Raw genomic sequence first — 25265 nt, forward strand, 5'->3', positions numbered from 1 at the left:
CTTCTTCACCGGGGGAGCTTGTGATCATCCTCTATTCAATTGTATAATGGAAAGAGCGGCCAATATACAAAATACAGATTTCAATTTAGAAGGAGACTGACCTATGGATTACGAACGCGCCTTATTAGCGTTTTTTGTCTCTCTGGCTACAGTTTTAATTGTGACACCAATCGTCAAAAAGTTTGCAATTAAGATTGGTGCAGTGGACCAGCCGAATAAACGAAAAGTTCATGATAAAGTAATGCCTCGAATGGGCGGTTTGGCAATTTTTATTGGGGTAGTGGCTGGAGCATTAGCAGGCGGGCTGTTTCTACATAATAAAATTACAGCGATTTCAGTTGGTGCCGTACTCATCGTCATTTTAGGTATATTTGATGATAAATATAATTTAAGCGCAAAATTTAAATTTCTCGTGCAAGTTCTCGTGGCTTGTTTAATCGTGAGCACTGGCCTTAAAATGGACTTTTTCTCTGTTCCATTCTTAACAGATCGTATCGAGTTAGGCTGGATGGCATATCCTCTCACTGTATTATGGATTGTCGGAATCACAAATGCCGTGAATTTAATAGACGGCCTGGATGGACTCGCTGCCGGTATTTCGGTCATCGGTTTATCAACGATTGCAGTGATGGCTTTTTCTGCTGATAAAATTCTCATTCTTTCTTTATCCCTAGTCGTCATTGGCAGTACAATCGGCTTTCTATTTTACAACTTTCATCCGGCAAAGATATTTATGGGTGATACAGGCTCGCTATTTTTAGGCTATATGATTTCAGTGCTGTCACTTTTAGGATTATACAAAAGTGTCACTTTGTTTAGTGTCGTTGTCCCGGTGATTATCTTAGGTGTCCCGATTTTTGATACGACCTTCGCAATCATTAGACGAATATTAAATAAACAGCCAATTTCAGCACCTGACAAATCACATATCCATCATAGACTCATGGCCTTTGGCTTGTCCCATCGAATGGCTGTCATCGTCATCTACATGATTGGTTTAGTCTTTAGCTTAAGTGCAATTTTGCTGACAAGTGCCACCATTTGGTTATCACTGATCATTATCTTCTTACTCGTGATGTTTATGCAAGTGATTGCGGAAGTTACGGGGTTGGTGAATGAAGAGTTCAAACCATTTACAAAATTTTATAAACGCATGGTCAAAAGACAATAAAAGAACAGCCCGTTCCTAGGAACTGGGCTGTTCTTTATTGTGCTGATGAACTTTCTGGAGAGGTCGTAGTATCAGACGCTCCTGTTTCATCAGAGGATGAATTGGTCTGTGAACCTGTTTCAGTTGAAGACTCTGAAGGAAGCTTTAAATGCGTCCGTAATTCATTCTGTACGTTAGCTAAATTGGTTTGATCCGGCTCGAAGTAATACGTTCGATTTGGTCCTAAATACAGATCGGAGCCTTTAATAGAAAGTGTTTCTGTGTCGTCTCCTTTAAATCCACTGTAGATTTGCTGAAGAGCAAGTCCTTCTGTGATACGGAAATTGGTCGTAATGTGATCACTTACTTCTTTCGCAATATTATCCACGTTTGCAATATTATTTGGCTTCGCCATTTGATCAATCATGGCACGTAAGATTTGTTTTTGACGATCGTTACGCCCGAAATCACCGCGAGGATCTTGTTTTCTCATCCGCGCATAAGCGAGTGCTTCTTCCCCGTTTAAATGCATATTTCCTTTTTTGAAGTAAATCTTTTTCGATTTTTTGACATCGCTTTTTTCATTGAAGTCAAATGGAACATTGATATCAATTCCGCCTACTTCATCAATCACATCCTTGAAGCCGTCAAAATCCACTGTCGCATATTTATCGATCGGGATATGCAAGAATTGTTCGACAGTTTCAATCGTTTCGTCCTTTCCGCCTTTAGCAAATGCCGCATTGATCTTTACTTTACTTCCTGTCGTGTCACTTGCTAGCTGTACCCGTGTGTCACGAGGAATACTAACCATTTTCATCGTTTTATCTTGAGGATTAATGGTTGCAACAATGAGTGAATCTGATCGCCCATGATCACCATTTGTGGCATAGTCCTCAATTCCAACAAATAAAACGGAGAAAGGTTTCTTCTTAATATCAATAACAGCATCACGGAGCTTCGATTTCTCCCCGCGGCTTAGTTCATCATATGTTTTGTCAGCAGCCTGAAGTGTGTTGACGATTTTATAGACTGCAAATCCGCCCATGCAGATGAATAGAAGCAAAAATAAGACCAGAATACGTTTAAAAATTTTCTTCTTCTTACTCTTTTTCTTTCTTACACGCACTTTTACTCGTTGTGCCATTCATCTGTCTCCTTTATCGGACCAATGTCCTTTTCTAAATAAATCAATTCGCCTTCTTTTGTAACACTCTTTCCATTTGTCAGCTCAGTCATCCATTCAATGAACTGCTTTGTTTGTGTTTCTTCTACATACGTCTCAAAAATAACATCTTCGGCATAATGGATTTCTTTTAGCTGAAAAGATGAGGCTCTAAGCTCATTCTCTACCTTACCAAGCCATGTATAATCTATTGTTGTGTGCATCGTACGCATTAAACAGCGCTCTACTAAACCAACATGATTGATGGCTTCTGATACAGACTTTCCGTAGGCACGAATTAATCCACCAGCACCTAATTTGATACCGCCGAAATAACGGGTGACCACAACGACTGTATCTTTAAGCTTTCGTTTTTTTAGCACTTCAAGCATTGGCACACCTGCCGTACCGCTTGGTTCACCATCATCATTTGCCTTTTGAATCATGTCATGTTCACCAATGAGATAGGCTGAACAATTATGTGTGGCATTCCAATGTTGTTTTTTAATGGATTGTATAAATGCTTGTGCTTCTTCTTCAGAGACAGCACGCTGTATATGACAAATAAAACGTGACTTTTCAATGACGATCTCATGCTCGCCACGACTTTTTACTGTGAGATAGCGGTTCAGCAAAAGAGATACCCTCCTGACAAGCAAATTATAAGTCGAGAGAAAATTTGCATGGTTTTAGAATTTTACAGCGTATTTTGTTATGATGATAGGAGCGGAAAAAGGGTCGTCATAAAAACTTCAACATTTATACGCATTCTTTCATTATAATTCGACATAAAATGCAGATCAATGACATTTATAATAAAAAAAGATGACATCACTGTTACGGGAGGGAAAAGCCATGACAACACCCAAAATGGATCCGAAATTATTGGATTCAATCATCATGAAAATGCTAAGTACAGTTGATGGCAGCAAGGACGAAGTATTTAGGATAGGCGAACAGTCCCGTCAACAATATGAGAGCCTGGTAGAAGAGCTTAAGCAAATCAAGCAGCAAGTGAACGAGGTAATTGATTTTGGGGATAAACTAGAAGTCCATACGAGACATGCTAGAAATCGCTTATCTGAGGTCAGCAGAAACTTCAACAAATTCAGCGAAGAAGAAATACGAGAAGCCTACGAAAAAGCACATAACTTACAAGTAGAACTGACCATGATCCAGCAGCGTGAGAAGCAGCTGAGAGAGAGAAGAGACGATCTAGAGAGACGATTATTAAGCTTACAAGACGTCATTGAACGCTCTGAAACGCTTGTGAGTCAGATCACCGTTGTTCTGAACTATCTTAACCAGGATTTACGCCAGGTAGGCGTTTTACTTGAAGATGCTCAGGCAAAACAAGATTTTGGACTAAGAATTATTGAAGCTCAAGAAGAAGAACGCAAAAGAGTTTCCCGGGAAATTCATGATGGCCCTGCTCAGATGCTGGCAAACGTGATGATGCGTTCTGAGTTAATTGAACGAATTTTTAGAGACCGTGGTACAGAAGAAGGCTTTAAAGAAATTAGAAGTCTCAGACAGAATGTGCGAAATGCACTGTACGAAGTGAGAAGAATCATTTATGATTTAAGACCGATGGCTTTAGATGATTTAGGTCTCATTCCGACGCTCAGAAAATACTTGAACACAATTGAAGAGTATGATGGAAAAACGAAAATTACGTTCCAATGCCTAGGTGATACAGAAAGCGAAAGAATTGCTTCTCAATTTGAAGTGGCACTGTTTAGACTAGCCCAAGAAGCGGTCACAAATTCCTTAAAGCATTCTGAAGCTGAAGAAATCTCTGTAAAGGTAGAAGTAACGAAAGACTTTGTGACATTAATGATCAAAGACGATGGAAAAGGCTTTGATATGAAAGATGTGAAAACAAACAAAAACAAATCCTTCGGTTTACTTGGCATGAAAGAACGCGTAGACTTACTAGAAGGTAAAATGACGATAGACTCAAAAATAGGTCTAGGGACATTCGTTATGATTCGAGTGCCGTTAACATTGCAAAATAAAATTGTAAAATAGAGTCAAAAGACATATTGACCATAAAGTTCAGGTATAGAACAATAAACATGGGGAGGCGTAGCTTGTGACTAAAGTAAATATTGTAATTATTGATGACCACCAATTATTCCGTGAAGGTGTCAAACGGATTTTAGATTTTGAACCTACTTTTGAAGTAGTTGCAGAAGGAGACGACGGTGACGAAGCTGCACGTATCGTAGAGCACTATCATCCGGATGTTGTCATTATGGACATTAATATGCCGAATGTAAATGGTGTAGAGGCTACAAAGCAGCTAGTAGAGCTTTATCCCGAATCAAAAGTCATTATTCTATCTATTCATGACGATGAAAACTATGTGACACATGCATTAAAAACAGGGGCAAGAGGTTACCTGTTAAAAGAAATGGATGCAGACACTCTCATTGAAGCAGTGAAAGTCGTAGCTGATGGAGGATCTTATTTACATCCAAAAGTTACTCATAACTTAGTAAATGAATTCCGACGCTTAGCAACTAGCGGCGTTTCAGCACATCCACAGCACGAGGTATATCCAGAAATTCGCAGACCACTTCATATCTTAACAAGACGTGAATGTGAAGTTCTTCAAATGTTAGCTGACGGAAAGAGCAACAGAGGAATTGGTGAATCGCTCTTTATTAGTGAGAAAACAGTCAAAAATCACGTAAGTAACATTTTGCAAAAAATGAATGTAAATGACCGTACACAAGCTGTTGTTGTAGCTATTAAAAACGGCTGGGTAGAAATGAGATAATGTTCCGGACAAGTACTCCTTTTTCGCCTCTTTTGGTTCTCTCGTATTTTTAAGATTGAGAGAAATGATAGGCAGGATAAGGAGTCTTTTTCGGATATAGCGGGCTTGCCTATTGATTAGGCAAGCTTTTTTGATTACTATTATAAATCTAATGAAAAACAATGATCAGTCTTTTAGAATAAAAAAGAGTAACGAATAAGGAAGGTATTTAAGAATGAAAATAGCCGTTGTAACAGACAGTACTGCTTATATACCACAAGAGCTACGTGATAAACATCAAATTCATATGATCCCCCTTAACGTCATTTTTGGCAATGAATCGTATCGTGAAGAAATTGAGATGGATTGGAAGACGTATTATGAAGAAGTCAAAAAACATAAAGACCTTCCAACAACCTCTCAGCCTGCTTTTGGTGAAATAGTAGAATTATATGAAAAGCTAAGTAAAACTTACGACGCTGTGATTAGTATTCACCTTTCAAGCGGAATTAGTGGAACCTATAATAGTGCAGCCTCAGCAAACGATCTAGTTGACGGAATTGACATTTACCCGTTTGATTCAGAAACTAGCTGTATGGTTCAGGGGTTTTATGCATTAGAAGCTGCTGAAAAAATCCAAGAGGGTGCCTCTCCAGAAGAAATTCTAGCACATCTAAACTATCTGAAAGAAAGCGAACGAGCCTATTTTATGGTAGACGATTTAACTCATTTGCAAAGAGGCGGCAGATTAAATGGTGCTCAGGCTTTTATTGGAAGCCTCTTAAAGGTAAAGCCTATCCTGCATTTTGACAACAAGCTAATTGTGCCTTTTGAGAAGATTCGTACACGGAAAAAAGCTATTTCACGTATTTTTGAATTATTCGATGAGGATGCATCACGTGGTGTACCGATGAGAGCAACACTGATACATGGTAATAGAGAAGAAGAAGTAGAAGAATTGATTGCGCATTTATCAGAAAAATACCCTCATGTAGAATTTTATAAAAGCTACTTTGGCGCCGTGATTGGTACTCATCTAGGCGAAGGCTCATTGGGCCTTGGCTGGATGATGAAATAGATCTTAAAAACCCCCTTTTCTCATGGAGAAGGGGGTTTGTTTTTCAATTTTTACAGTTGGACGAAAGATCTTGTCTTTGTACATAATAAGCGAACATCAGTTGAAAGGTGTTAGATGAATTTAAACATGGACAAAGCTATGGAACTAAGAAGACAACTGCACTCACGTCACCTCCTTCCCATTGAAACACGATGCGCAAAGCTTGATTTGGATTGGCTGGAGGAGAAAGGATTAGTAAATAGAACCTCTGCCATTGAGAGGAAAGCGAGCAGTTTTACATGCTGCCGATGTGGTGTATCAAACAAGCAGTACTTTGCTCTGTCACCGTGTGACATATGTCAAAAAGAATGTGTGTATTGTAGATCATGCATCATGATGGGAAAAGTAACCGAATGTGGCTCTCTTTATGAATGGACGGGGCCGCAAGTGGAAGAAACATTTCAAGCTGAATTAACATGGCATGGAGAGCTGTCTAAAGGACAAAAGAAAGCGTCAGATAAAATGATCGAAGCGATAAAAAACAAATCTGATCTACTAGTTTGGGCTGTTTGTGGGGCAGGGAAAACAGAGGTGCTTTTTCACGGAATTGAATATGCATTAAATAAAGGGTTGACTGTTTGTATTGCAACGCCTAGAACAGATGTTGTGCTTGAACTCGAGCCGCGAATTAGAAAGGCATTTCAAGGGATGAATATAGCTGTGCTTTATGGCGGAAGTCCTCAAAGGTACCAAATCGCACCGCTTATGATCGCAACAACTCACCAGCTCATGAGATACAAAAATGCTTTTGATGTTCTCATTGTAGATGAAGTCGATGCTTTTCCTTATTCAATCGATGAACGTCTTCAATTTGCGGTTTTAAAGGCCTTGAGAAAAACTGGGGTTAGGATTTACTTAAGTGCCACACCCTCTGAAAAAATGAAAAGAGATGTTTCTCGTGGACAACTAGAAGCGATAAAAATCCCCCTGCGTTTCCACAGGCAACCGTTGCCCGTTCCATCCTTTCAATGGATTGGACAATGGAAAAAGAAATTAAAAAAGAAACAGCTGCCATCTACTGTCATGAGCTGGCTAGAGAAACATATCGAAAGAAAGAGAAGAGTTTTACTTTTTGTTCCTTCTATTTCCACGATGAAGAAGGTAACGAAGATTCTTCGAGAGCATCATGTAAATGCAGAGGGTGTATCTGCTGATGATCAAGATAGGAAGCAAAAGGTCCAACAATTTAGAGATTACGCTTACGATGTACTGGTTACTACAACTATTCTAGAAAGAGGCGTCACCATTCAAAATGTTCAGGTCGGTGTACTAGGGGCGGAATCTACTATTTTTACAGAAAGTGCACTTGTTCAAATGTCTGGAAGGGCGGGTAGACACCCAGAATATTCTAATGGAGATGTTTTCTTTTTTCATTTTGGTTTAACGAGAAGTATGAAACAAGCAAAGAAGCATATCGTAAAAATGAATGATACGGCTGCACAGGAGTTTTCTGAAAAATAGTGTGAGCTTAACTAAATCATGGTACATTATATTCACAATACACAAATGGCAGGAGAGACAAAATATGCTACTCAATGCAAAGGAAATACTACTCAAGGAAATCCTCTATCAATATCTCAATCAATTAAACATGATTTGTCATTGTGAAAAGTGTATAGAAGATGTATTAGCGATTTCACTAAATCAAGTGAAGCCACAATATATAACAGACATCGATAAAATATCTTACAGTAAATCCGAGATGGTGGATAAACAGAAGAACACGGCTATGTTGGTCATTTTGACAGAGGCTGCTTCAAAGGTCACAACCTTTCCAAGATGTGAAAATCGTCTGCCGCTGGACAGAGAGAACAGTTGATTTGCCCAATATGTGAGGCGCATTTTGTGGCTTCCTTTACATGGAAATCATTACTTCTATTAAATGATGATCGTTTATGTGCATCATGTAAGAATCACCTAGTTAAGATTCATCGCCCGATTTGTCCAAAATGCGGAAGGGCGCAGTTAAATGACCAATTGTGTCAGGACTGCACCCGATGGAATGAACAGTCCGACTTTTCAGAAGTTCTTGTGAAAAATAGGTCTGTGTATGCTTACAACGATTTGATGAAAGACGTCCTTGCTCGGTTTAAATTTCGAGGTGATACTGCTTTAGCTGAGCTGTTTAAAAGAGATGTACGAGCAGTGTTTAAGCGCTCTTTTTCAATGAAAGAACCGGTGCTACTACCGATCCCTCTCAGTCAAGAAAGGTTAAAGGAAAGAGGTTTTAATCAGTCCGTCGTGATAGCTACCTTGATTGGTGTGCCTATACTGCAGCCACTCGTTAAAATTCATCAAAGTAAGCAGTCCAAGAAAAATAAAAGTGAACGTCTAGATCAAAAGGGATTGTTCCAATTAAAGCAGTCAGATGCGATCCTTCAAAAGGATATTGTATTAATTGATGATATTTACACAACTGGGGCGACCATCTATGATGCGGCAAACATTTTAAAAGACGCAGGTGCCAAAAGTGTTTCCTCTTTTACGTTGATACGTAGTTAAAAATCATGATAATCAACCGATAATAAGAAAAGAAAATAACGTAAGGGGTTTTGGTTATGAATCAATTGGCAAACTGTCCACAATGTAATCAGTTATTTTTAAAAACCACCATCCAAACGGTTTGTAACAAATGCTTTGAAGAAGAAGAACGTTCTTTTGATATCGTGTATAAATTTTTGCGAAAGCAAAGTAATAGACAATCAACCATTGCTGAAATCGTAGATGCAACAGATGTTGATGAAGAATTAATCTTGAAATTTATTCGTTTGAAAAGGCTTCAAATTAGTCAATTTCCGAATATTAACTATCCTTGTGAAAGATGCGGCCAACCGATTAGGAAAAACAAGCTGTGTAGCAATTGTGAACAGGATATTCATTCGCAAATAAGCCAAATGAACCAAGAGGATGAGCGTAAAAAGGAAATTGAATCTAGGAAAAAAGACACATATTATGCCATTAATCCTAAAAACGACTGATTCCCTAAACTAAGTTGCAGTTTGGTCGATAAAATGGATAGAATCAAGACAGACTGTAACGGAAAGCGAGAGGAATCCCGTGAAAATTAATCGATATGGAACACAACCAGTAAATCCTTACAAGAAAACATATGAGAAACAAACGTTGCAATCGAATCAAGCAAAATCAACTGATAAAGTCGAAATTTCTAAAAAGGCAATGGAAATGCAAAAGGTGCCGAATTTAATGAAAGAACGTCAAGATAAAATAGACCAACTTAAAAAAAGCATTGAAGCAGGAACATATCAGGTAGATACAAAAGGTATTGCAGATAAAATGCTGAATTTTTATAAACAACAATAGCAAAAGGAGCAGCGTGAATGTCAGTTAAAATAATTATTGAAGAGCTGCATCGTCTCTATGGATTACATGAACAGCTTTTAAAGCTGTCTAAGGATAAAACAGAAATACTGAAAAGTAATGAGATTGATGCTCTTTCAGAGGTTCTGAATTTAGAGCAAAAATATATTCAGGCCATTTCTCAATTAGAAGAAAAGCGTATTGAAGCGACAGTTCAATTTTTACAAAGTGATCAACCGCCGACAATCACCGCATGTATCGAAAAGGCTAAAGGGACGGAGCAAGAAGAGCTCATTTCGTTATATGAGAAACTGAATGACATCATGGTGGAACTGAAAGATGTAAATGAACTAAATAAACAGCTCATTCAGCAGTCACTTCAATTTATTTCACTGACATTCGATCTCGTTAACCCTAATAAAGAAAATATGAATTACGGACAAAATGGTCTTGAGAGTTCAAAGCCTAAACAGCATAGGGCTTTGTTTGATTCAAAGGCGTAAAAGGAGGATACCAATGGGTTCTACATTTATGGGACTAGAAACGGCAAAAAGAGGAATCACAGCCCAGCGTGCAGGGCTTTATGTCACATCAAACAACGTCTCCAATGCAAATACAGAAGGCTACTCAAGACAGAGAGTTACCTTTAAAGCAGATAACCCTTACCCAGTGATTTCTGTTTATGATGGTAAGACATACGGCCAAATGGGGACAGGTGTTCAAGTTGGAACGGTTGAAAGAATTCGAGACAGCTTTTTAGACCTACAATACAGAGATCATAATAACAACTTATCTTATTATTCAACGAAGTCTGATGCCCTTTCACAAATGGAGGGGGTTATGAATGATTTGACAGATGAAGGCTTAAATAGAGCCTTTGATAATCTTTGGAAATCATTACAGGTCTTATCAGAATCGAAAAATGCTGATACTGCCTCTGCACGTACCGTTGTTAAAACAAGTGCACAGGCTTTAGTGGACCAATTCCGTCTGCTCAATTCTTCTTTAACAACAATACAAAAGAATTTAAAAACAGAACTCGATTCAACAGCAAAAAATGTGAACACCATTTTATCTCAAATAGATGAAGTGAACAAACAGATTGCAACAGTGGAGCCAAATGGATATCTTCCGAATGATCTTTATGATACGCGTGATGCGTTGGTCGATCAGTTATCCTCGCTTGTTGATATTAAGGTGAGCTACAATCCATCTGGCGGAAATGCACTCAAAATTGCTGAAGGAACCGTCAACATCGACATTATCGGTGCAAATGGACAATCTGCTGGGACAATTTTGAATGGTATTACCAACGAAAAATCTGAACTGCAAATCTCCTATGATAATACGACGGGACTTGTTAACTCACTTCAATTCGGAACAACAACCATTGCAGCAGATCAGTTGCAAGTGAATGGTAAAGTAAAAGCACTTGTTGAGGCGTATGGCTACATGTCAAATGGTGCTGAAAAAGGAATGTATCCAGATATGCTTGCAGAGCTAGATGAAGTAGCACAAGTATTCATGGATACATTTAACGACGTTCATAAGCAAGGGTACACGTTAAATGGGGCAAATGGACAAGACTTTTTTGATATCGAGAATAACAATGATTTGAATAAAGGCTTAGCAGCACGTATCAAAGTGAGTGATGTGATTTTAGCATCAACAGATAATATTGCCGCATCTCTCAATCAAACGCAGGGTGACGGTTCGAATGCTACGCAGTTAGCTAATATTCAAAACTTAAAGCTGCCAATCGGCGGTAATACAACGACAATTCAGGATTACTACCAAAATGTCATTGCTGAAATGGGGATACAAGGTAAAAAGAATATGACGCTAGAAAGCAGTTCAGCGGCTCTTGTCAACTCAGCCAATGAACGTAGAATGTCGACTAGTGCTGTTTCCATCGATGAAGAAATGACGAATATGATCCAATTCCAGCATGCGTATAATGCTGCGGCAAGAATTGTGACATTACAAGATGAAGTATTGGATAAAGTGATCAACGGCATGGGTGTCGTAGGAAGGTAGGGATAGCTAATGCGAGTCACGCAAGGTATGATTTCTCAAAACTCACTTCGCAATATTAGTAAAAGTTATGAAAAACTTTCTAAAATTAATGAGCAGGCACAGACTGGAAAACGTTTCACAAAAACGTCTGATGATCCTGTTGCAGCAGTGAAAAGTCTTCAGTATAGTACAGCCCTGTTTCGAAATGAACAATATCAAAATAATTTAAATGAGGCACGAAACTGGATTGATACGTCTGAAACGAGTGTCACTGAAATTATTGATATTATGTCAAATGTCCGAGACAAAGTGCTTGATGCGGCGAATGGAACTAAACAGCCAGAAGATTTAGCAGCTATCGGCGTGGAAATTAGCCAGATGAAGAAACAAATCATTGATGCAATGAACACGCAGATGTTAGGTAAGTTCGTTTTTAATGGGACGAATACAAATGTTAAACCAGTTGTAGAGAATGCAGATGGTACGTATACATTTAACTTTGAAAACTATACTGATGCAAACTCAGTTCAATCGAACATTTCTGACGGTATCACATTAAATGTGAATTCAAATCCTATTTCAGCATTTGGTGGACAATCTGCCAGCGGTCAAAATGTGATTGAAATGCTGACGGATTTAGAAAATTCATTAAAAAATGGGACGTTCGCGAATTCTGATGATGCATTAGGAAACATTGATCAGTTTAAAGAAGTGATGAGTGCTGAGCGCTCAGATCTTGGAGCCCGATCGAATCGGATTGACTTAGTAAGCAGCCGCTTGACTTCACAATTCGAAGTGCTGAAAAATGCTAAATCAGATAATGAAGATGTTGAAAGTGAAAAAGCGATTCTTGATCTTCTTCAACAAGAAACTGTGAATAGAGCTGCTTTAGCGACGACAGCTAAAGTCATTCAGCCATCCCTTGTCGATTTCTTAAGATAATAAAAAGCATCCGTTGGGTGCTTTTTTGCATCATGGAGGTGAACATATGCAAATCCCTAGATTGTTAATAGAGCAAACCTATGCAAAGCTGCAAATGTCGACAACTCCTTCTAGGCAAGAAGTAGAGCAGCCAAGAGCTGACCTCGAAATTCAGCAGCCAAGAGCTGTTATGAACATCACAAGGACACCTTCGAAATTAACCATAGATCAAACCGAGGCCTTTGCTGATATGGATATTAAGTCGATTTTTAGGCGTTCTGAGGAATGGGCAGCTGAGGGGAAACGTGCTGTTGGCGAAGGAATGGGGCGTAGAGCAGAAGAAGGAAGTGAACTCATCAAGATCGAGAATGGTGGGAATGCGATTGCTGAGTTTGCCAAAATCAATGGAAGTCCTCCAGCGAAGCAATTCACCATCGGTGTGATTCCTTCATTCTTCAGTGTCAAAATTCACTATCAGCCATCCGAGCTTCAAATTGATGTTGAGCCTCAAAAAGCGGTCATTGAGGCAACACCACATAAACCGATCGTTAACTACCAGCCAGGTAAAGTAAATATTGATATGTTACAATACCCTGAATTAAAAATAGAAGTTGACGAAACGGGTCAAAATGGTGATAAGGTATAGGTAAGAAAAACGAAAAAGGTCGTGAATTATGATCATTCAAACAAAATACCATGGTGAAGTGACAATTAAAGAGGAGCAGATCATCAACTTTTCTAATGGGATACCAGGATTTCTGGATCAAAAACAGTTTGTTATTTTACCTTTATCAGAAGAGTCTCCTTTTTTAGTTCTCCAATCTTTGAAAAATGCAGAACTAGGCTTTATTGTCAGCAGCCCTTTTTTGTTCTTCAATCAATATGAATTTGACTTAGAAGAATCGGTTGTAGACATTCTTGAGGTGGAAGATAGCAATGATGTGGAAGTGATGGTTATTTTAACAATGGGATCTTCTATTGATAAAACGACTGCTAACTTAAGAGCGCCTATCATTGTGAACCGGAAAAATATGAAAGCCAAGCAAGTGATTTTGCATGATTCAGCCTATCATACAAAACATTTGTTAGAGGTGGCATCCTCATGTTAGTCCTGTCTCGGAAATTAAATCAGTCCATTCAAATAGGCGATGATATTGAAGTCAAGATTATTTCAATCGAAGGCGATCAAGTGAAGGTCGGGATTGAGGCTCCTAAGCACATCGATATTCACAGGAAAGAAGTGTACCTGTCTATTCAAGAAGAGAACAATCGTGCTGCGAGCTTGTCCTTAGATCTTCTTTCTCAATTATCCTCACAAAAAAAGTGAGGATTTTTTTATCTGATTCCTTCTCCGTGTGAAAGCGTTTCTATGTGGATGTTCACCATCTATATGAAACTTTAACAAATCGGTTCATCTATATTTAATTTGAAAATTCAAAGCCGATATAAAAGATAGATTAAAGCACAGGAGCTGAATAACTATGTCTGTTGGTAAGTTGACTTCGCTAGAACCACTGATTGATGCATTTCAAACCCGTGTTACGAATCATCAGAATGACAATGTAAACACTGATTTACAAGCAAATGGCAAGGTCGTTTCAAAAGAGGAAATTGAAAAAACGCTTCAAGGAGCAAACAAGCTCATTGAGCCTACGCAATTTCATCTGCAATTTGAATTACATGAAAAGCTCAATGAATATTATGTCAAAGTCGTAGATAACCAAACAGAAGAAGTCATTAGAGAGATTCCTTCCAAGGAGTGGCTTGATTTTTATGCAGCAATGACTGAGATTGTCGGTTTATTTGTAGATAAAAGAATGTAAATGAAGGGAGAACATAAACAATGGTAAATCGAATTACTGGATTTTCAAATGTGTTTGATATTGATGAAATCGTATCAAAGCTGATGAAAACTGAGCAAGCGCCACTTGATAAAATGACACGCCAGAAACAAACACTTGAATGGCAAAGAGACAGCTATCGCGAGGTGAATTCGAAAGTCAAAGAATTAGATGATTTGATCAACAGCTTAAACTTAACGCGTCCAAGTACATATGGCGCAAAAAAGGTGACAAGCTCAAATGAATCTGCTGTCACAGCAACTGGATCAACAAATGCTGCCTCTGGCTCGATTAATGTGACCCAACTAGCGACAGCTTCCGTCTTCAAATCTTCTGGTACCTCTGGATTTACTGCTGCAAACGGTACGTTTACGTTTGAGGTGACGACACCAGATTCTACAAAACCCAAAACAGTGACCATTAATACCACTGATACAGATACCCTTGATTCAATCGTGACAAAATTGAACAGCTCTCAACTAGGTGTCACGGCTTATAAAGGTCAAATCTTTGATGGGACAAACTATGTAGATACGATCGCTCTCACTTCGCGTACAACCGGTGAAGGTGTCAGTATTAAGGCAACGGATGGCAATTCTGCTTCATTTTTAACGCAATTAGGATTCCAAGTAGATGGAGATAACAAATTAGTTGCGACAACGAAAGGGCAGAAGGCGCAATACGAGATTAATGGCCTAAAAATGGAAAATAACAACAATACGTTTGAGCAGGCTGGTATTACGTACGAGCTAAAAGGGACAACGGATAAGCCTGTCAGCTTAAACGTTTCAACAGATGTGGATACGATTTTTGATAAAATTAAACAATTTGTTGATAAATACAACGAACTCGTTGAACTGGTTAATGGTAAAGTGAATGAAAAACGAAATAGAGACTATCAGCCATTAACGGCTGAAGAGAAAAAATCTATGTCTGAAAAAGAAATTGAGTTATGGGAAACAACAGCTAAGTCGGGCTTGCTGAGAAGTGATTCTATTTTACGAGCTGGTGCCTCTAAAATAAGAAATGATTTTTATGCTGATATTACGACAAGTGATACGAATAAAATTCATCTCACACAAATCGGTATTACGACATCATCCAAGTATAAAGATGGCGGGAAGCTTGAATTTAGTAAGGATAGTAATGGAATAGAGAAATTAAGAAAAGCCATAGAAGAAGATCCACAAAAGGTCAGTCAAATGTTCATCTCAGGTAGTTTAAATGTGGATTCAAAAGATCAAGACAAAGCGCAGCAGCAATATAAAGAACAAGGGATCATTTATCGTGTCAAAAATTCTTTAACAGCCTTCACGAAGAGCATTCAAACAAAGGCTGGAAGCACAACGATGGAATTAAAGGAATACGGACTTGGTAAGGACCTTGATTCTCTGACAAAACGAATGAGTACGTTCCAAGACCGTTTGAAAATTGTTGAAGCCCGTTACTATACAAAGTTTAATGCCATGGATAGTGCGATTCAAAAGCTAAACAACCAATCTGGCTATCTTTCTCAACTGCTTGGACAATAATTGGAGGTTTATAACATATGGCAATACAGAACCCTTATGCCGCCTATCAGAAAAATTCTATTGAGACCGCAACACCTGCCGAATTGACGCTTATGCTTTATGAAGGATGCTTAAAGTTTATCAGACTAGCAAAGCATGCCATTCAAAAAGAAGATGCCGAAATGAGAAACTTGAACCTGAAAAAGGCTCAAAACATCATCCAAGAATTAAATGTCACCTTAAATCGTACGTATGATGTATCAAAGAGCATGGCAAGTATGTATGACTACATCTATCGGAGACTTATTGAAGCCAATCTGCAAAATGACGAAGAGATACTGAATGAAGTAGAGCAATACGTGACTGATTTTCGAGATGCTTGGAAGGAAGTTATTCAGACCGATCGAAAAGGGCGTCACCATTCTATCGGGGGATCTCTATGAGTATTGTAGACCAGCTGCACGACCAAACGTTAAAAATGGCAGCCGAAATATCGGCAAATCCGCAAAGTGAAACGTTGGTTGAAGACTTTGACGCCTTTTTAATTGAGAGAGACGAATTAATGAGAGATATACAGCATGAGCTTTCCGATCAAGAAAAAGAGAAGATCAAAGAAATCATTCAAACGGATCAGCAGATGGCGAAACAATTAACGGTGATCCAAAAAGGGATAAAAGCAGATATTCAAGCGATTCAAAGAAAGAAAACGAAACAGTTGAATTATCAAAACCTATACCAGCCTTTGACGAGTGACGGCGTATACTACGATAAACGAAAATAAATAGGTGAGACCTGTGGCGTATCGTTCAGATGACTATATTTTATTAACCACATATTATGAACTTCTATATACGATAGAAGAGAGTCTAAGATATTTAGATGAAATTGAGAAGGATTTTGCTAAAACGGAAGGGGATCGGATCTTTAATGATCTGATCCATGCCTTCTTTCATTTAGATACAACACACCCCCTTCTGCTTTCAATCATTGAAAATGAGCACTTTGCCAAGACGATTCGTTCGTTTGATCAAATATTTTTAAGTTTCGATATACTAGCTTTCTATACATTCCCTTCAAATCACTTCCAATCATTCCTGACATCATATTTTATACCTGAATATAGAAAGTGGATGGATGAAATACATGCCTGTATGAGGCCGTATGTCATTCATTAATTTTTGTCCAATTCAGACCATTCGGAGGAAATTATGAGACTAAAAAATCAATTCTTATTTGGGCTTATTGTCATATGTGTGCTGTTTGTTAGTATTTTAGGGTTTTCAAGCTTCATCTATTACAAAACAGATCAATCCTATAAGGCACTTCTAAGCAAAGAAGTGAAGCTTTATCAGACATCACTTGAATTAGAAGCACTTCTGCAAAAGCAGGAAGCGCAAATCAAGACATATGTGGTCGTGCAAGACGCAGAGAATTTACAGAAGATTGAGCAAACATATGAAGATATTAATAAGAAAACAAATGAAGCTTCAAAACTTAGTACTGTTAAACAAGCAAAAAATGTGTTAGAGCAAATTTCTGAAAAAAATTACCTTTACTACACCTCAACCAATCGATTATTTAATTCACTCAATATGCAAAATCAAAAGGAATTCAACACCCGCCTCAGTCAAGAGTTACAGCCAATCGAACAAGAAATACATACCCTTACAAAAGAATTCGCACAAACACAATTGAAACAGAGAGATCAAAAAATCAATCAGCTCAATCAAGACAGTAACCAATTATTGCTCACACTCATACTCGTCAGTGCAGCGATTGTGCTCGCCTTTTTGATCATTGGTATCAGATTCGTTCATCGAATGACAAAACCGATTGTTTCTGTTACAAATGCCGCAAAAAGAATGGCTGATGGTGATCTCACAATTGAAGAGATTGAAGTCACCTCAAAAAATGAGATTGGCCAACTTGGTACAGCCTTTAACCAAATGACGACTCATTTGCGCAAGCTCATTTTACAGGTGCAAAACGGATCAAAGCAATTAGCTGATTCTGCAGCTCAATTTGAAGAAACCATCAGCCAAACCATATCGGCTAGTGAGCAGACGTCTAGCTCGATTGAACAGGTCAGTGAAGCTTCACGTGAACAATCAGATGCGGTCGGAAAAGTTGCTTCCGCCATTCAAGAAGTCTCGACTGGCATGCAAAATGCGGCTGAACACACATCCGATGTTTCGGGTCACTCAATTTCAGTGACTGAAAAGGCTGAAGAGGGTGCTAGTCTCATTCAACAGTTTGTGAAACAAATGAGCTCTATTAAGGAGTCTGTGAATGACCACCATTCCACGATGGCCAATGTACAAGCACAGTTTACGGGCATTCAGGATCTGTTAGGTCATATTCACGCCATTGCTGATCAGACAAATTTGCTTGCTTTAAACGCAGCAATTGAAGCGGCAAGAGCAGGGGAACATGGAAGAGGCTTTGCGGTTGTAGCAGATGAAGTGAGGAAGCTGGCAGAGGAATCGAGTCAACTGACAGATCAGATTAGTCAATTACTTGCGAACGTGAACAAAGATACTGAAAAGTCATCACAATCAATGACGAAGGTTGAACGAGATGTAGCAGAAGGTGTGAAAGTATCACAATTGTCTGAACAGAGCTTTTATGAAATTCTGGAATCCATTCGTGATATCTCAATGAAAGCAGAGGAGCTGTCAGCCACAGCAGAGCAAATTTCAGCTAGTACAGAGGAAATTTCTCAAACGGTTGGTGTCATCGAAGAAGGAGCCAAACGAAACTCGGAAGAGACAGAGTACATGTCAGCGGCAGTAGAAGAATCACTAGCGGCGAACGAAGAAATGAAAGCAGCTGCGGAGGATTTGAAGTCCCTGTCTCAATCATTGAAAACATCTATTTCATCTTTTAACATTTAATTAAGGGTGGGTCTTTTTCGCACATGAAACGAATATATATTCATCACCGCAAAAGCTGCGGAACCGCAGGATTCGACAAAATTCAATAAATATTCACATTATTTTTACGTTTGAGCAGGAGAAAAGGAGGGAAAAGTAGAAATAGGTTTACATATCCTTAATTTTAAAGGAGGCGTTCTTTACATGAATTACAATGTCAGAGGAGAAAACATTGAAGTAACACCTGCACTAAGAGATCATGTCGAGAAAAAAATTGGAAAGCTGGAGCGTTATTTTGAGTCAGATGTCGATGCTTCAGTCAACGTGAACTTGAAGTTTTACAATGACAAAGAATCTAAAGTTGAGGTCACCATTCCAATGACTGATCTAGCACTTCGAGCTGAGGTGCATAATGAGGATATGTACAATGCAGTAGACCTAGCAGCCAGTAAATTAGAACGTCAAATTAGAAAACACAAAACAAAAGTGAACCGTAAGTTCCGAGAGCAAGGTGTGAAAAAGCATCTATTTGCTGGAGGAAATGGCACTGCCGATGTAGCGGTTCAAGATGACGAGGAAATTGATGAAACAGAAATCGTCAGACAAAAACGCTTCAACTTAAAACCAATGGATAGCGAAGAGGCCATTCTCCAAATGAACATGTTAGGTCACAGTTTCTTTGTCTTCACAAATGCTGAGACAAATTTAACCAATGTGGTCTATCGTCGAAATGACGGTAAATATGGACTCATTGAGCCAAACGCTTAACCATCAGCTTCTGCTGATCTAAAAATAACCTAAAAAAAGTAAACCCGTTCCCTCGATGAGGGGCGGGTTTTTTGTGCGAAATCATTGCAAATTCTTTGGAAATGAAGGAAGGTATGGTATGATAAATGCAGGTAAATATGGACCTGTCAAACTTTTGGACATGCCGAAAAATTGCATGAAATAGAGGAGCGTTATTATATGCTTGGAATTTTAAACAAAGTGTTTGATCCTACGAAACGTACGATCAGCCGATATGAAAAAAAGGCAAATGAAATTGAAGCACTCGCTCAAGATTTTGAGAAATTATCTGACGAAGCTTTACGAAATAAAACGATCGAATTTAAAGAAAAGCTTGAAAAAGGACAATCCGTGGATGACCTGTTGGTTGAAGCATTTGCAACAGTTCGCGAGGCATCTCGTCGCGTGACAGGAATGTTCCCATTTAAGGTGCAGCTCATGGGGGGGATCGCGCTTCATGAAGGCAACATCTCTGAGATGAAAACAGGTGAAGGTAAAACGTTGACATCAACGATGCCTGTTTATTTAAATGCTCTTTCTGGTAAAGGTGTCCACATTGTGACAGTCAACGAATATTTGGCAAGCCGTGATGCGGAGGAAATGGGTAAGATTTTTGAATTTCTTGGATTAACGGTTGGCTTGAACTTAAACAGTTTAGACAAAGATGAAAAAAGAGAAGCGTATGCCGCTGATATCACGTATTCAACAAACAACGAGCTTGGCTTTGACTACTTACGAGACAACATGGTGCTGTACAAAGAGCAAATGGTTCAAAGACCACTTCATTATGCCGTCATCGATGAGGTTGACTCCATCTTAATTGATGAAGCGAGAACCCCTCTTATTATTTCTGGACAAGCAGCGAAATCGACAAAACTTTACGTACAAGCAAACGCTTTTGTCCGTACATTAAAAATAGAAGACGATTTCACGTATGATATTAAAACAAAAAGTGTGCAGCTGACAGAAAGCGGAATGACGAAGGCGGAAAAGGCATTTGGCATCGACAACCTGTTTGATGTCAAACATGTCGCACTTAACCACCACATCGCTCAGGCCCTGAAGGCACATGTTGCGATGCAAAAAGACGTTGATTATGTCGTGGAAGATGGCCAAGTTGTTATCGTTGACTCCTTCACAGGACGTTTAATGAAGGGACGCCGCTATAGTGAAGGGCTGCATCAAGCCATCGAGGCAAAAGAAGGTCTTGAAGTGCAGAATGAAAGCATGACACTTGCAACGATTACGTTCCAGAACTACTTCCGTATGTATGAAAAGTTATCTGGTATGACAGGTACAGCGAAAACGGAAGAAGAGGAATTCCGTAACATTTACAACATGCAGGTTGTGACAATCCCGACCAATAAACCAGTGGTTCGTGATGACAGACCGGATTTAATTTACCGCACAATGGAGGGCAAATTTAAAGCAGTGGCTGAGGATGTTGCCCAGCGTTATATGACAGGGCAGCCTGTTCTTGTCGGAACAGTTGCTGTTGAGACATCTGAGCTTATTTCTAAGCTGCTCAAAAATAAAGGCATTCCTCATCAAGTGTTAAACGCGAAAAACCATGAACGTGAAGCACAAATTATTGAGGAAGCTGGTCAAAAAGGCGCCGTCACGATTGCGACAAACATGGCGGGACGTGGTACAGACATCAAGCTTGGCGAAGGTGTGAAAGAGCTAGGCGGTCTGGCTGTTATTGGGACAGAGCGTCATGAATCACGCCGTATTGATAACCAGCTTCGCGGACGTTCTGGGCGTCAAGGAGACCCTGGGATTACACAATTTTATTTATCCATGGAAGATGAATTGATGCGCCGATTCGGTGCAGAGCGGACGATGGCGATGCTTGACCGCTTTGGCATGGATGACTCGACACCAATTCAAAGTAAAATGGTATCTAAAGCCGTTGAATCTTCTCAAAAACGTGTAGAGGGGAACAACTTTGATTCCCGTAAGCAGCTTCTACAATATGATGATGTGCTGCGTCAACAACGGGAAGTAATCTATAAACAGCGCTTTGAAGTCATCGATTCTGATAACCTGAAATCGATTGTCATCAATATGATTCAATCGTCTATTGAGCGGGCTGTTGGCTCTTATACGCCGAAAGATGAGCTTCCAGAAGAATGGAAACTAGATGGTCTTGTTGAATTAATCAACACGAACTATTTAGATGAAGGGGCCATTACAGTCAAAGATATTTTCGGCAAAGAAGCAGATGAAATCACGTCCTTCATTATGGATCGTATTAAAGAGAAATACGACGCAAAAGAAGAGACATTTGGCGATGAACAAATGCGTGAATTTGAAAAAGTCATCGTTCTTCGTGCGGTGGATTCGAAATGGATGGATCATATCGATGCAATGGATCAGCTGCGTCAAGGAATTCATTTACGTGCGTATGCACAAACAAATCCGCTTCGTGAGTACCAAATGGAAGGATTTGCGATGTTTGAGCATATGGTGGCTTCGATCGAAGATGATGTGGCCAAATATGTCTTGAAATCAGAAATCCAAAACAACCTAGAACGTGAAGAAGTGGTTCAAGGTCAAACAACGGCTCATCAGCCTCAAGAGGGTGATGAGGAGAAAACAGTGAAGAAAAAGCCGGTGCGTAAAGTCGTGGATATTGGGCGTAACTCACCATGTCACTGCGGAAGCGGCAAGAAATATAAAAATTGTCATGGGAAGACAGAATAAGTAATGGAAAGAGGTGAAAACCTCTTTCTATTCATGTCAGCCCCCATACATCTATGAGGTGAAGGATATGGAATTAGTAGAAATTAGACAAGAGCTTGAAAATATGGCTAGCAGGTTAGCTGATTTTAGGGGGTCTCTTTGACCTAGAAACAAAAGAAGTCAAAATCGCAGAACTTGAAGCGACGATGTCAGAGGCTGATTTTTGGAACGATCAGCAAAAGGCTCAAGGCGTAATCAATGAAGCCAATGCACTGAAGGATTCTGTGAATTCCTATCATGAGCTAAGCGAATCGCATGAAGAACTGCAAATGACGCATGACTTATTAAAGGAAGATTATGACGAGGAGCTTCATGCAGAGCTTGAAAAAGAGCTGAAGAACTTAACAAAGCAGTTTAATGAATTTGAGCTACAGCTTCTTTTAAGCGAACCTTATGATAAAAACAACGCCATTCTTGAGCTTCACCCAGGTGCAGGTGGTACTGAATCACAGGACTGGGGTTCTATGCTACTCAGAATGTACACTCGCTGGGCAGAGCGCAGAGGCTTTAAGGTCGAAACACTTGATTACCTTCCTGGTGATGAAGCAGGAATTAAGTCTGTGACATTGCTGATCAAAGGACATAACGCTTACGGTTACTTAAAAGCAGAAAAAGGTGTCCATCGTTTGGTTCGTATTTCTCCTTTTGATTCATCTGGTCGTAGACATACATCCTTCGTTTCGTGTGATGTCATGCCAGAATTCAATGAAGAAATTGATATTGATATTCGTACAGAGGACATCAAGGTAGATACGTATCGGGCCAGCGGCGCAGGTGGTCAGCACGTCAATACAACGGATTCAGCGGTTCGTATCACACACATTCCAACAAATGTCGTGGTGACATGCCAAACAGAAAGATCACAAATCAAAAACAGAGAACGTGCTATGAAAATGCTGAAATCGAAACTCTATCAAAAACGAATCGAAGAACAGCAGGCAGAATTGGATGAAATCAGAGGAGAGCAGAAGGAAATTGGCTGGGGCAGCCAGATTCGCTCTTATGTATTCCACCCATATTCCCTTGTGAAAGACCATCGAACCAATACGGAGATGGGAAATGTTCAAGCGGTCATGGATGGAGATTTAGATTCATTTATCGATGCTTATTTACGTTCGAAATTATCATAAAAACTCGGCTTCTTGCCGGGTCTTTTTTATTGTGAGAAAATATAATGAATATAAAGGAATACATACGCCATACTGATTCTATATCCTTTGTATGATGAATTTAGCAAATAAAGGGGGAAATACTTTGGGATTAAAACCATTACAAGAGACGTGGGATTTAGATGCCTTTTTTAAAGGAGGCAGCTCTTCACCAGAATTGATGACATACTTGCAACACATTCAGCAGCTATTAGAGGAATTACGCCAAAAGGTAGATGCCTTTTCAAAAGAAGATACACACATTGAAAGCAAACTAACGTCTGTCCTTGACACGTATGAAAGCACATATAAAAAACTGTCTCAAGCAGGTTCATTTGTAACCTGTCTCCAATCTCAAAATACAAAGGATATGAAGGCTGGCAGTCTTCGAGGTACGATTGCCAAGCTGGAAGCCGATTTAGGAACCATTCTTGCCCTTTTTGATCAAGCGCTTGCTGCCATCCCTTCTAGCAAATGGGAAGAACTCATGAATTCAGTAGCTTTTTCAGATGTTCGTTACATATTAAATGAACGCAGAGAGCGTGTGAAGGATCAATTACCTGTTGAACAAGAAACGTTGATTCAAAAATTAGCCGTAGATGGTTACCATGCATGGGATGAGCTTTATTCTAGCTTAGTGAATAAGATCACCATTCCATTTGAGCAAAATGGTGAAACGCAGATGATCTCTGTAGGCCAAGCGGAAAATGCCATGGATGATTCAGATCGTGAAGTCAGAAAGGCAGTTTATCATAACTTAGAGCATGCATGGACGCAGGATGAACATTTATTTGCAAGCACGCTTAATCATCTGGCTGGTTTTCGTTTGCAAGTGTATGAAGCAAGAGGCTGGGATCATATTTTAAAAGAGCCGCTTGATATTTGCCGAATGAAACAAGAAACTCTTGATACGATGTGGTCTGTGATTGATGAACATAAGCAGCCATTTATTGATTACTTACAACGTAAAGCTGACATGCTTGGGGTTCATAAGCTGAGCTGGTTCGATGTTGGGGCTCCTATTGGAAGTGAAACAAAGGTCTATCCTTATCAAGAGGCAGCTGCTTTTATTGTGAAGCATTTCGCTGGATTTGGAAAAGAGCTTGCTGCCTTTACTGAAAAAGCATTTAATGAACATTGGGTAGAAGCAGAGGATCGCCCAAATAAACGGGTGGGCGGCTTTTGTACGAATTTCCCTGACAGCGGCGAATCACGGATTTTTATGACTTTTTCAGGAAGTCCATCTAATGTAGCGACACTAGCGCATGAGCTTGGTCATTCGTTTCATCAGGAAGTCATGCAGGATGTTCGTATATTGAATCGTCAATATGCGATGAATGTAGCTGAAACGGCCTCAACATTCGCAGAAATGATTGTGGCCGATGCTTCATTAAAAGAAGCGGCAAATGAAGAAGAGCGTCTCAGCTTGTTAGAGGATAAGCTGCAGCGAAGTGTGGCATTTTTTATGAACATTCAATCGCGTTTCTTATTTGAACAGCGCTTTTATGAAGAGCGTAAACATGGAGAGGTGCCGGCTGACCGCTTGAATGAATTGATGGTAGAAGCACAGAAGGAAGCCTTTGGTGACTCTTTAGATGAATACCATCCGCATTTCTGGGCATCTAAATTGCATTTCCATATTACAGGTGTGCCATTTTATAATTTCCCTTATACATTTGGGTATATGTTCTCGCTAGGTATTTACGCAAAAGCATTGCAGGCTGGGACATCGTTTGAAGAGAAATACATCGCCTTATTAAAGGATACAGCTTCAATGACAGTAGAAGATTTAGCATATAAGCATTTAGGTGTCGATCTTACTCAAAAAGCATTTTGGGAAGAAGCCATTTCGCTGGCTGTAGCAGATGCCGAAGAGTTTTTAGAAGCGACGAAAAAATAAAAAGCTCCCC

General features: G+C 39.4%; 27 protein-coding genes. 25 read left to right on the plus strand and 2 right to left on the minus strand.

Annotated features, from left to right (window positions below):
- The first annotated feature begins 103 nt into the window (after positions 1 to 103).
- Entirely contained in the window at positions 104 to 1171 is a 1068-nt protein-coding gene (locus IEE86_RS05815; protein ID WP_191096358.1) for a glycosyltransferase family 4 protein, read from the plus strand.
- A 34-nt stretch (positions 1172 to 1205) separates the two neighbouring features.
- Here the strand turns inward: IEE86_RS05815 and IEE86_RS05820 are convergent, their stop codons facing one another.
- Positions 1206 to 2297, minus strand: coding sequence for an LCP family protein (locus IEE86_RS05820; RefSeq protein ID WP_191096359.1), 1092 nt, complete (start codon positions 2295 to 2297; stop codon positions 1206 to 1208).
- Entirely contained in the window at positions 2282 to 2950 is a 669-nt protein-coding gene (locus IEE86_RS05825; protein ID WP_191096360.1) for a YigZ family protein, read from the minus strand. The genes IEE86_RS05820 and IEE86_RS05825 overlap by 16 nt, the downstream gene beginning before the upstream one ends.
- 220 nt (positions 2951 to 3170) lie before the next feature.
- Here IEE86_RS05825 and degS point away from each other — a divergent pair, with 220 nt between their 5' ends.
- The 24 genes from degS (at position 3171) to IEE86_RS05945 (ending at position 25255) form a co-directional block, all read left to right on the plus strand.
- The gene (degS, locus tag IEE86_RS05830) at positions 3171 to 4346 is read left to right on the plus strand and encodes a two-component sensor histidine kinase DegS (RefSeq protein ID WP_099726394.1); all 1176 of its coding nucleotides are present in this window, start codon (positions 3171 to 3173) and stop codon (positions 4344 to 4346) included.
- A gap of 64 nt (positions 4347 to 4410) precedes the next feature.
- Positions 4411 to 5100 (plus strand): two-component system response regulator DegU, encoded by a 690-nt coding sequence (gene degU, locus IEE86_RS05835; RefSeq protein WP_008348273.1) that lies wholly within the window; start codon positions 4411 to 4413, stop codon positions 5098 to 5100.
- Between the two features lie 214 nt (positions 5101 to 5314).
- A complete protein-coding gene (locus tag IEE86_RS05840) occupies positions 5315 to 6157 on the plus strand; it encodes a DegV family protein (protein WP_191096361.1) in 843 nt (280 codons plus the stop codon).
- A 114-nt stretch (positions 6158 to 6271) separates the two neighbouring features.
- Positions 6272 to 7657 (plus strand): ATP-dependent helicase ComFA, encoded by a 1386-nt coding sequence (locus IEE86_RS05845; protein WP_191096362.1) that lies wholly within the window; start codon positions 6272 to 6274, stop codon positions 7655 to 7657.
- 64 nt (positions 7658 to 7721) lie between these two features.
- Positions 7722 to 8015 (plus strand): late competence protein ComFB, encoded by a 294-nt coding sequence (gene comFB / locus IEE86_RS05850; RefSeq protein ID WP_191096363.1) that lies wholly within the window; start codon positions 7722 to 7724, stop codon positions 8013 to 8015.
- Complete coding sequence (locus IEE86_RS05855) at positions 8012 to 8698, plus strand: ComF family protein (protein ID WP_191096364.1); 687 nt, start codon at positions 8012 to 8014, stop codon at positions 8696 to 8698. Before comFB ends, IEE86_RS05855 begins: the two co-directional genes overlap by 4 nt.
- A gap of 56 nt (positions 8699 to 8754) precedes the next feature.
- Positions 8755 to 9174, plus strand: a complete 420-nt coding sequence (locus IEE86_RS05860; RefSeq protein ID WP_191096365.1) for a TIGR03826 family flagellar region protein — start codon at positions 8755 to 8757, stop codon at positions 9172 to 9174.
- A gap of 79 nt (positions 9175 to 9253) precedes the next feature.
- The gene (gene flgM, locus IEE86_RS05865) at positions 9254 to 9517 is read left to right on the plus strand and encodes a flagellar biosynthesis anti-sigma factor FlgM (protein WP_191096366.1); all 264 of its coding nucleotides are present in this window, start codon (positions 9254 to 9256) and stop codon (positions 9515 to 9517) included.
- Between the two features lie 17 nt (positions 9518 to 9534).
- A complete protein-coding gene (locus IEE86_RS05870; protein WP_191096367.1) occupies positions 9535 to 10017 on the plus strand; it encodes a flagellar protein FlgN in 483 nt (160 codons plus the stop codon).
- Positions 10018 to 10030: 13 nt separating this feature from the next.
- Positions 10031 to 11551 (plus strand): flagellar hook-associated protein FlgK, encoded by a 1521-nt coding sequence (flgK, locus tag IEE86_RS05875; protein WP_191096368.1) that lies wholly within the window; start codon positions 10031 to 10033, stop codon positions 11549 to 11551.
- A 9-nt stretch (positions 11552 to 11560) separates the two neighbouring features.
- Positions 11561 to 12472, plus strand: a complete 912-nt coding sequence (gene flgL, locus IEE86_RS05880; protein ID WP_191096369.1) for a flagellar hook-associated protein FlgL — start codon at positions 11561 to 11563, stop codon at positions 12470 to 12472.
- Between the two features lie 46 nt (positions 12473 to 12518).
- A complete protein-coding gene (locus IEE86_RS05885) occupies positions 12519 to 13097 on the plus strand; it encodes a DUF6470 family protein (protein ID WP_191096370.1) in 579 nt (192 codons plus the stop codon).
- A gap of 28 nt (positions 13098 to 13125) precedes the next feature.
- A complete protein-coding gene (gene fliW / locus IEE86_RS05890; RefSeq protein ID WP_191096371.1) occupies positions 13126 to 13560 on the plus strand; it encodes a flagellar assembly protein FliW in 435 nt (144 codons plus the stop codon).
- Positions 13554 to 13778 (plus strand): carbon storage regulator CsrA, encoded by a 225-nt coding sequence (gene csrA, locus IEE86_RS05895; RefSeq protein ID WP_008360181.1) that lies wholly within the window; start codon positions 13554 to 13556, stop codon positions 13776 to 13778. Before fliW ends, csrA begins: the two co-directional genes overlap by 7 nt.
- Before the next feature lie 154 nt (positions 13779 to 13932).
- Positions 13933 to 14274: a flagellar protein FlaG gene (gene flaG, locus IEE86_RS05900; RefSeq protein ID WP_191096372.1), complete on the plus strand. Its 342-nt coding sequence runs from the start codon at positions 13933 to 13935 to the stop codon at positions 14272 to 14274.
- A gap of 20 nt (positions 14275 to 14294) precedes the next feature.
- A complete protein-coding gene (locus tag IEE86_RS05905) occupies positions 14295 to 15824 on the plus strand; it encodes a flagellar hook-associated protein 2 (RefSeq protein ID WP_191096373.1) in 1530 nt (509 codons plus the stop codon).
- A gap of 17 nt (positions 15825 to 15841) precedes the next feature.
- On the plus strand, positions 15842 to 16246 hold the full coding sequence (gene fliS, locus IEE86_RS05910) for a flagellar export chaperone FliS (RefSeq protein ID WP_191096374.1): 405 nt from the start codon (positions 15842 to 15844) through the stop codon (positions 16244 to 16246).
- On the plus strand, positions 16243 to 16584 hold the full coding sequence (gene fliT, locus IEE86_RS05915; protein WP_191096375.1) for a flagellar protein FliT: 342 nt from the start codon (positions 16243 to 16245) through the stop codon (positions 16582 to 16584). Before fliS ends, fliT begins: the two co-directional genes overlap by 4 nt.
- A 13-nt stretch (positions 16585 to 16597) precedes the next feature.
- Positions 16598 to 16978: a DUF8042 domain-containing protein gene (locus tag IEE86_RS05920; protein WP_191096376.1), complete on the plus strand. Its 381-nt coding sequence runs from the start codon at positions 16598 to 16600 to the stop codon at positions 16976 to 16978.
- A gap of 33 nt (positions 16979 to 17011) precedes the next feature.
- Positions 17012 to 18697 carry a methyl-accepting chemotaxis protein gene (locus IEE86_RS05925; RefSeq protein ID WP_191096377.1) on the plus strand — a complete coding sequence of 562 codons (1686 nt, stop codon included), beginning with the start codon at positions 17012 to 17014 and terminating at the stop codon, positions 18695 to 18697.
- A 183-nt stretch (positions 18698 to 18880) separates the two neighbouring features.
- Positions 18881 to 19444, plus strand: coding sequence for a ribosome hibernation-promoting factor, HPF/YfiA family (hpf, locus tag IEE86_RS05930; RefSeq protein ID WP_191096378.1), 564 nt, complete (start codon positions 18881 to 18883; stop codon positions 19442 to 19444).
- Positions 19445 to 19642: 198 nt separating this feature from the next.
- On the plus strand, positions 19643 to 22168 hold the full coding sequence (gene secA / locus IEE86_RS05935) for a preprotein translocase subunit SecA (RefSeq protein WP_191096379.1): 2526 nt from the start codon (positions 19643 to 19645) through the stop codon (positions 22166 to 22168).
- 67 nt (positions 22169 to 22235) lie between these two features.
- A protein-coding gene (gene prfB / locus IEE86_RS05940) for a peptide chain release factor 2 (protein ID WP_096881918.1) occupies positions 22236 to 23337 on the plus strand; the annotation gives its coding sequence in 2 pieces (ribosomal slippage) (positions 22236 to 22307 and positions 22309 to 23337; 1101 coding nt in all).
- A gap of 124 nt (positions 23338 to 23461) precedes the next feature.
- A complete protein-coding gene (locus IEE86_RS05945; protein WP_191096380.1) occupies positions 23462 to 25255 on the plus strand; it encodes a M3 family oligoendopeptidase in 1794 nt (597 codons plus the stop codon).
- Positions 25256 to 25265: the final 10 nt, after the last annotated feature.

Source organism: Bacillus crepusculi (genome assembly GCF_014764715.1).
Classification (GTDB): Bacteria; Bacillota; Bacilli; order Bacillales; family Bacillaceae; genus Bacillus.

Coding starts and splice junctions, on each gene's coding strand:
- fliW (WP_191096371.1), top strand. CDS start 13,126: ATGATCATTCAAACAAAATACCATGGTGAAGTGACAATTAAAGAGGAG.
- IEE86_RS05870 (WP_191096367.1), top strand. CDS start 9,535: ATGTCAGTTAAAATAATTATTGAAGAGCTGCATCGTCTCTATGGATTA.
- secA (WP_191096379.1), top strand. CDS start 19,643: ATGCTTGGAATTTTAAACAAAGTGTTTGATCCTACGAAACGTACGATC.
- IEE86_RS05820 (WP_191096359.1), bottom strand. CDS start 2,297: ATGGCACAACGAGTAAAAGTGCGTGTAAGAAAGAAAAAGAGTAAGAAG.
- fliT (WP_191096375.1), top strand. CDS start 16,243: ATGAGTATTGTAGACCAGCTGCACGACCAAACGTTAAAAATGGCAGCC.
- IEE86_RS05905 (WP_191096373.1), top strand. CDS start 14,295: ATGGTAAATCGAATTACTGGATTTTCAAATGTGTTTGATATTGATGAA.
- IEE86_RS05885 (WP_191096370.1), top strand. CDS start 12,519: ATGCAAATCCCTAGATTGTTAATAGAGCAAACCTATGCAAAGCTGCAA.
- IEE86_RS05840 (WP_191096361.1), top strand. CDS start 5,315: ATGAAAATAGCCGTTGTAACAGACAGTACTGCTTATATACCACAAGAG.
- IEE86_RS05860 (WP_191096365.1), top strand. CDS start 8,755: ATGAATCAATTGGCAAACTGTCCACAATGTAATCAGTTATTTTTAAAA.
- IEE86_RS05845 (WP_191096362.1), top strand. CDS start 6,272: ATGAATTTAAACATGGACAAAGCTATGGAACTAAGAAGACAACTGCAC.
- flaG (WP_191096372.1), top strand. CDS start 13,933: ATGTCTGTTGGTAAGTTGACTTCGCTAGAACCACTGATTGATGCATTT.
- comFB (WP_191096363.1), top strand. CDS start 7,722: ATGCTACTCAATGCAAAGGAAATACTACTCAAGGAAATCCTCTATCAA.
- hpf (WP_191096378.1), top strand. CDS start 18,881: ATGAATTACAATGTCAGAGGAGAAAACATTGAAGTAACACCTGCACTA.
- csrA (WP_008360181.1), top strand. CDS start 13,554: ATGTTAGTCCTGTCTCGGAAATTAAATCAGTCCATTCAAATAGGCGAT.
- flgK (WP_191096368.1), top strand. CDS start 10,031: ATGGGTTCTACATTTATGGGACTAGAAACGGCAAAAAGAGGAATCACA.
- IEE86_RS05815 (WP_191096358.1), top strand. CDS start 104: ATGGATTACGAACGCGCCTTATTAGCGTTTTTTGTCTCTCTGGCTACA.
- flgL (WP_191096369.1), top strand. CDS start 11,561: ATGCGAGTCACGCAAGGTATGATTTCTCAAAACTCACTTCGCAATATT.
- fliS (WP_191096374.1), top strand. CDS start 15,842: ATGGCAATACAGAACCCTTATGCCGCCTATCAGAAAAATTCTATTGAG.
- degS (WP_099726394.1), top strand. CDS start 3,171: ATGACAACACCCAAAATGGATCCGAAATTATTGGATTCAATCATCATG.
- IEE86_RS05925 (WP_191096377.1), top strand. CDS start 17,012: ATGAGACTAAAAAATCAATTCTTATTTGGGCTTATTGTCATATGTGTG.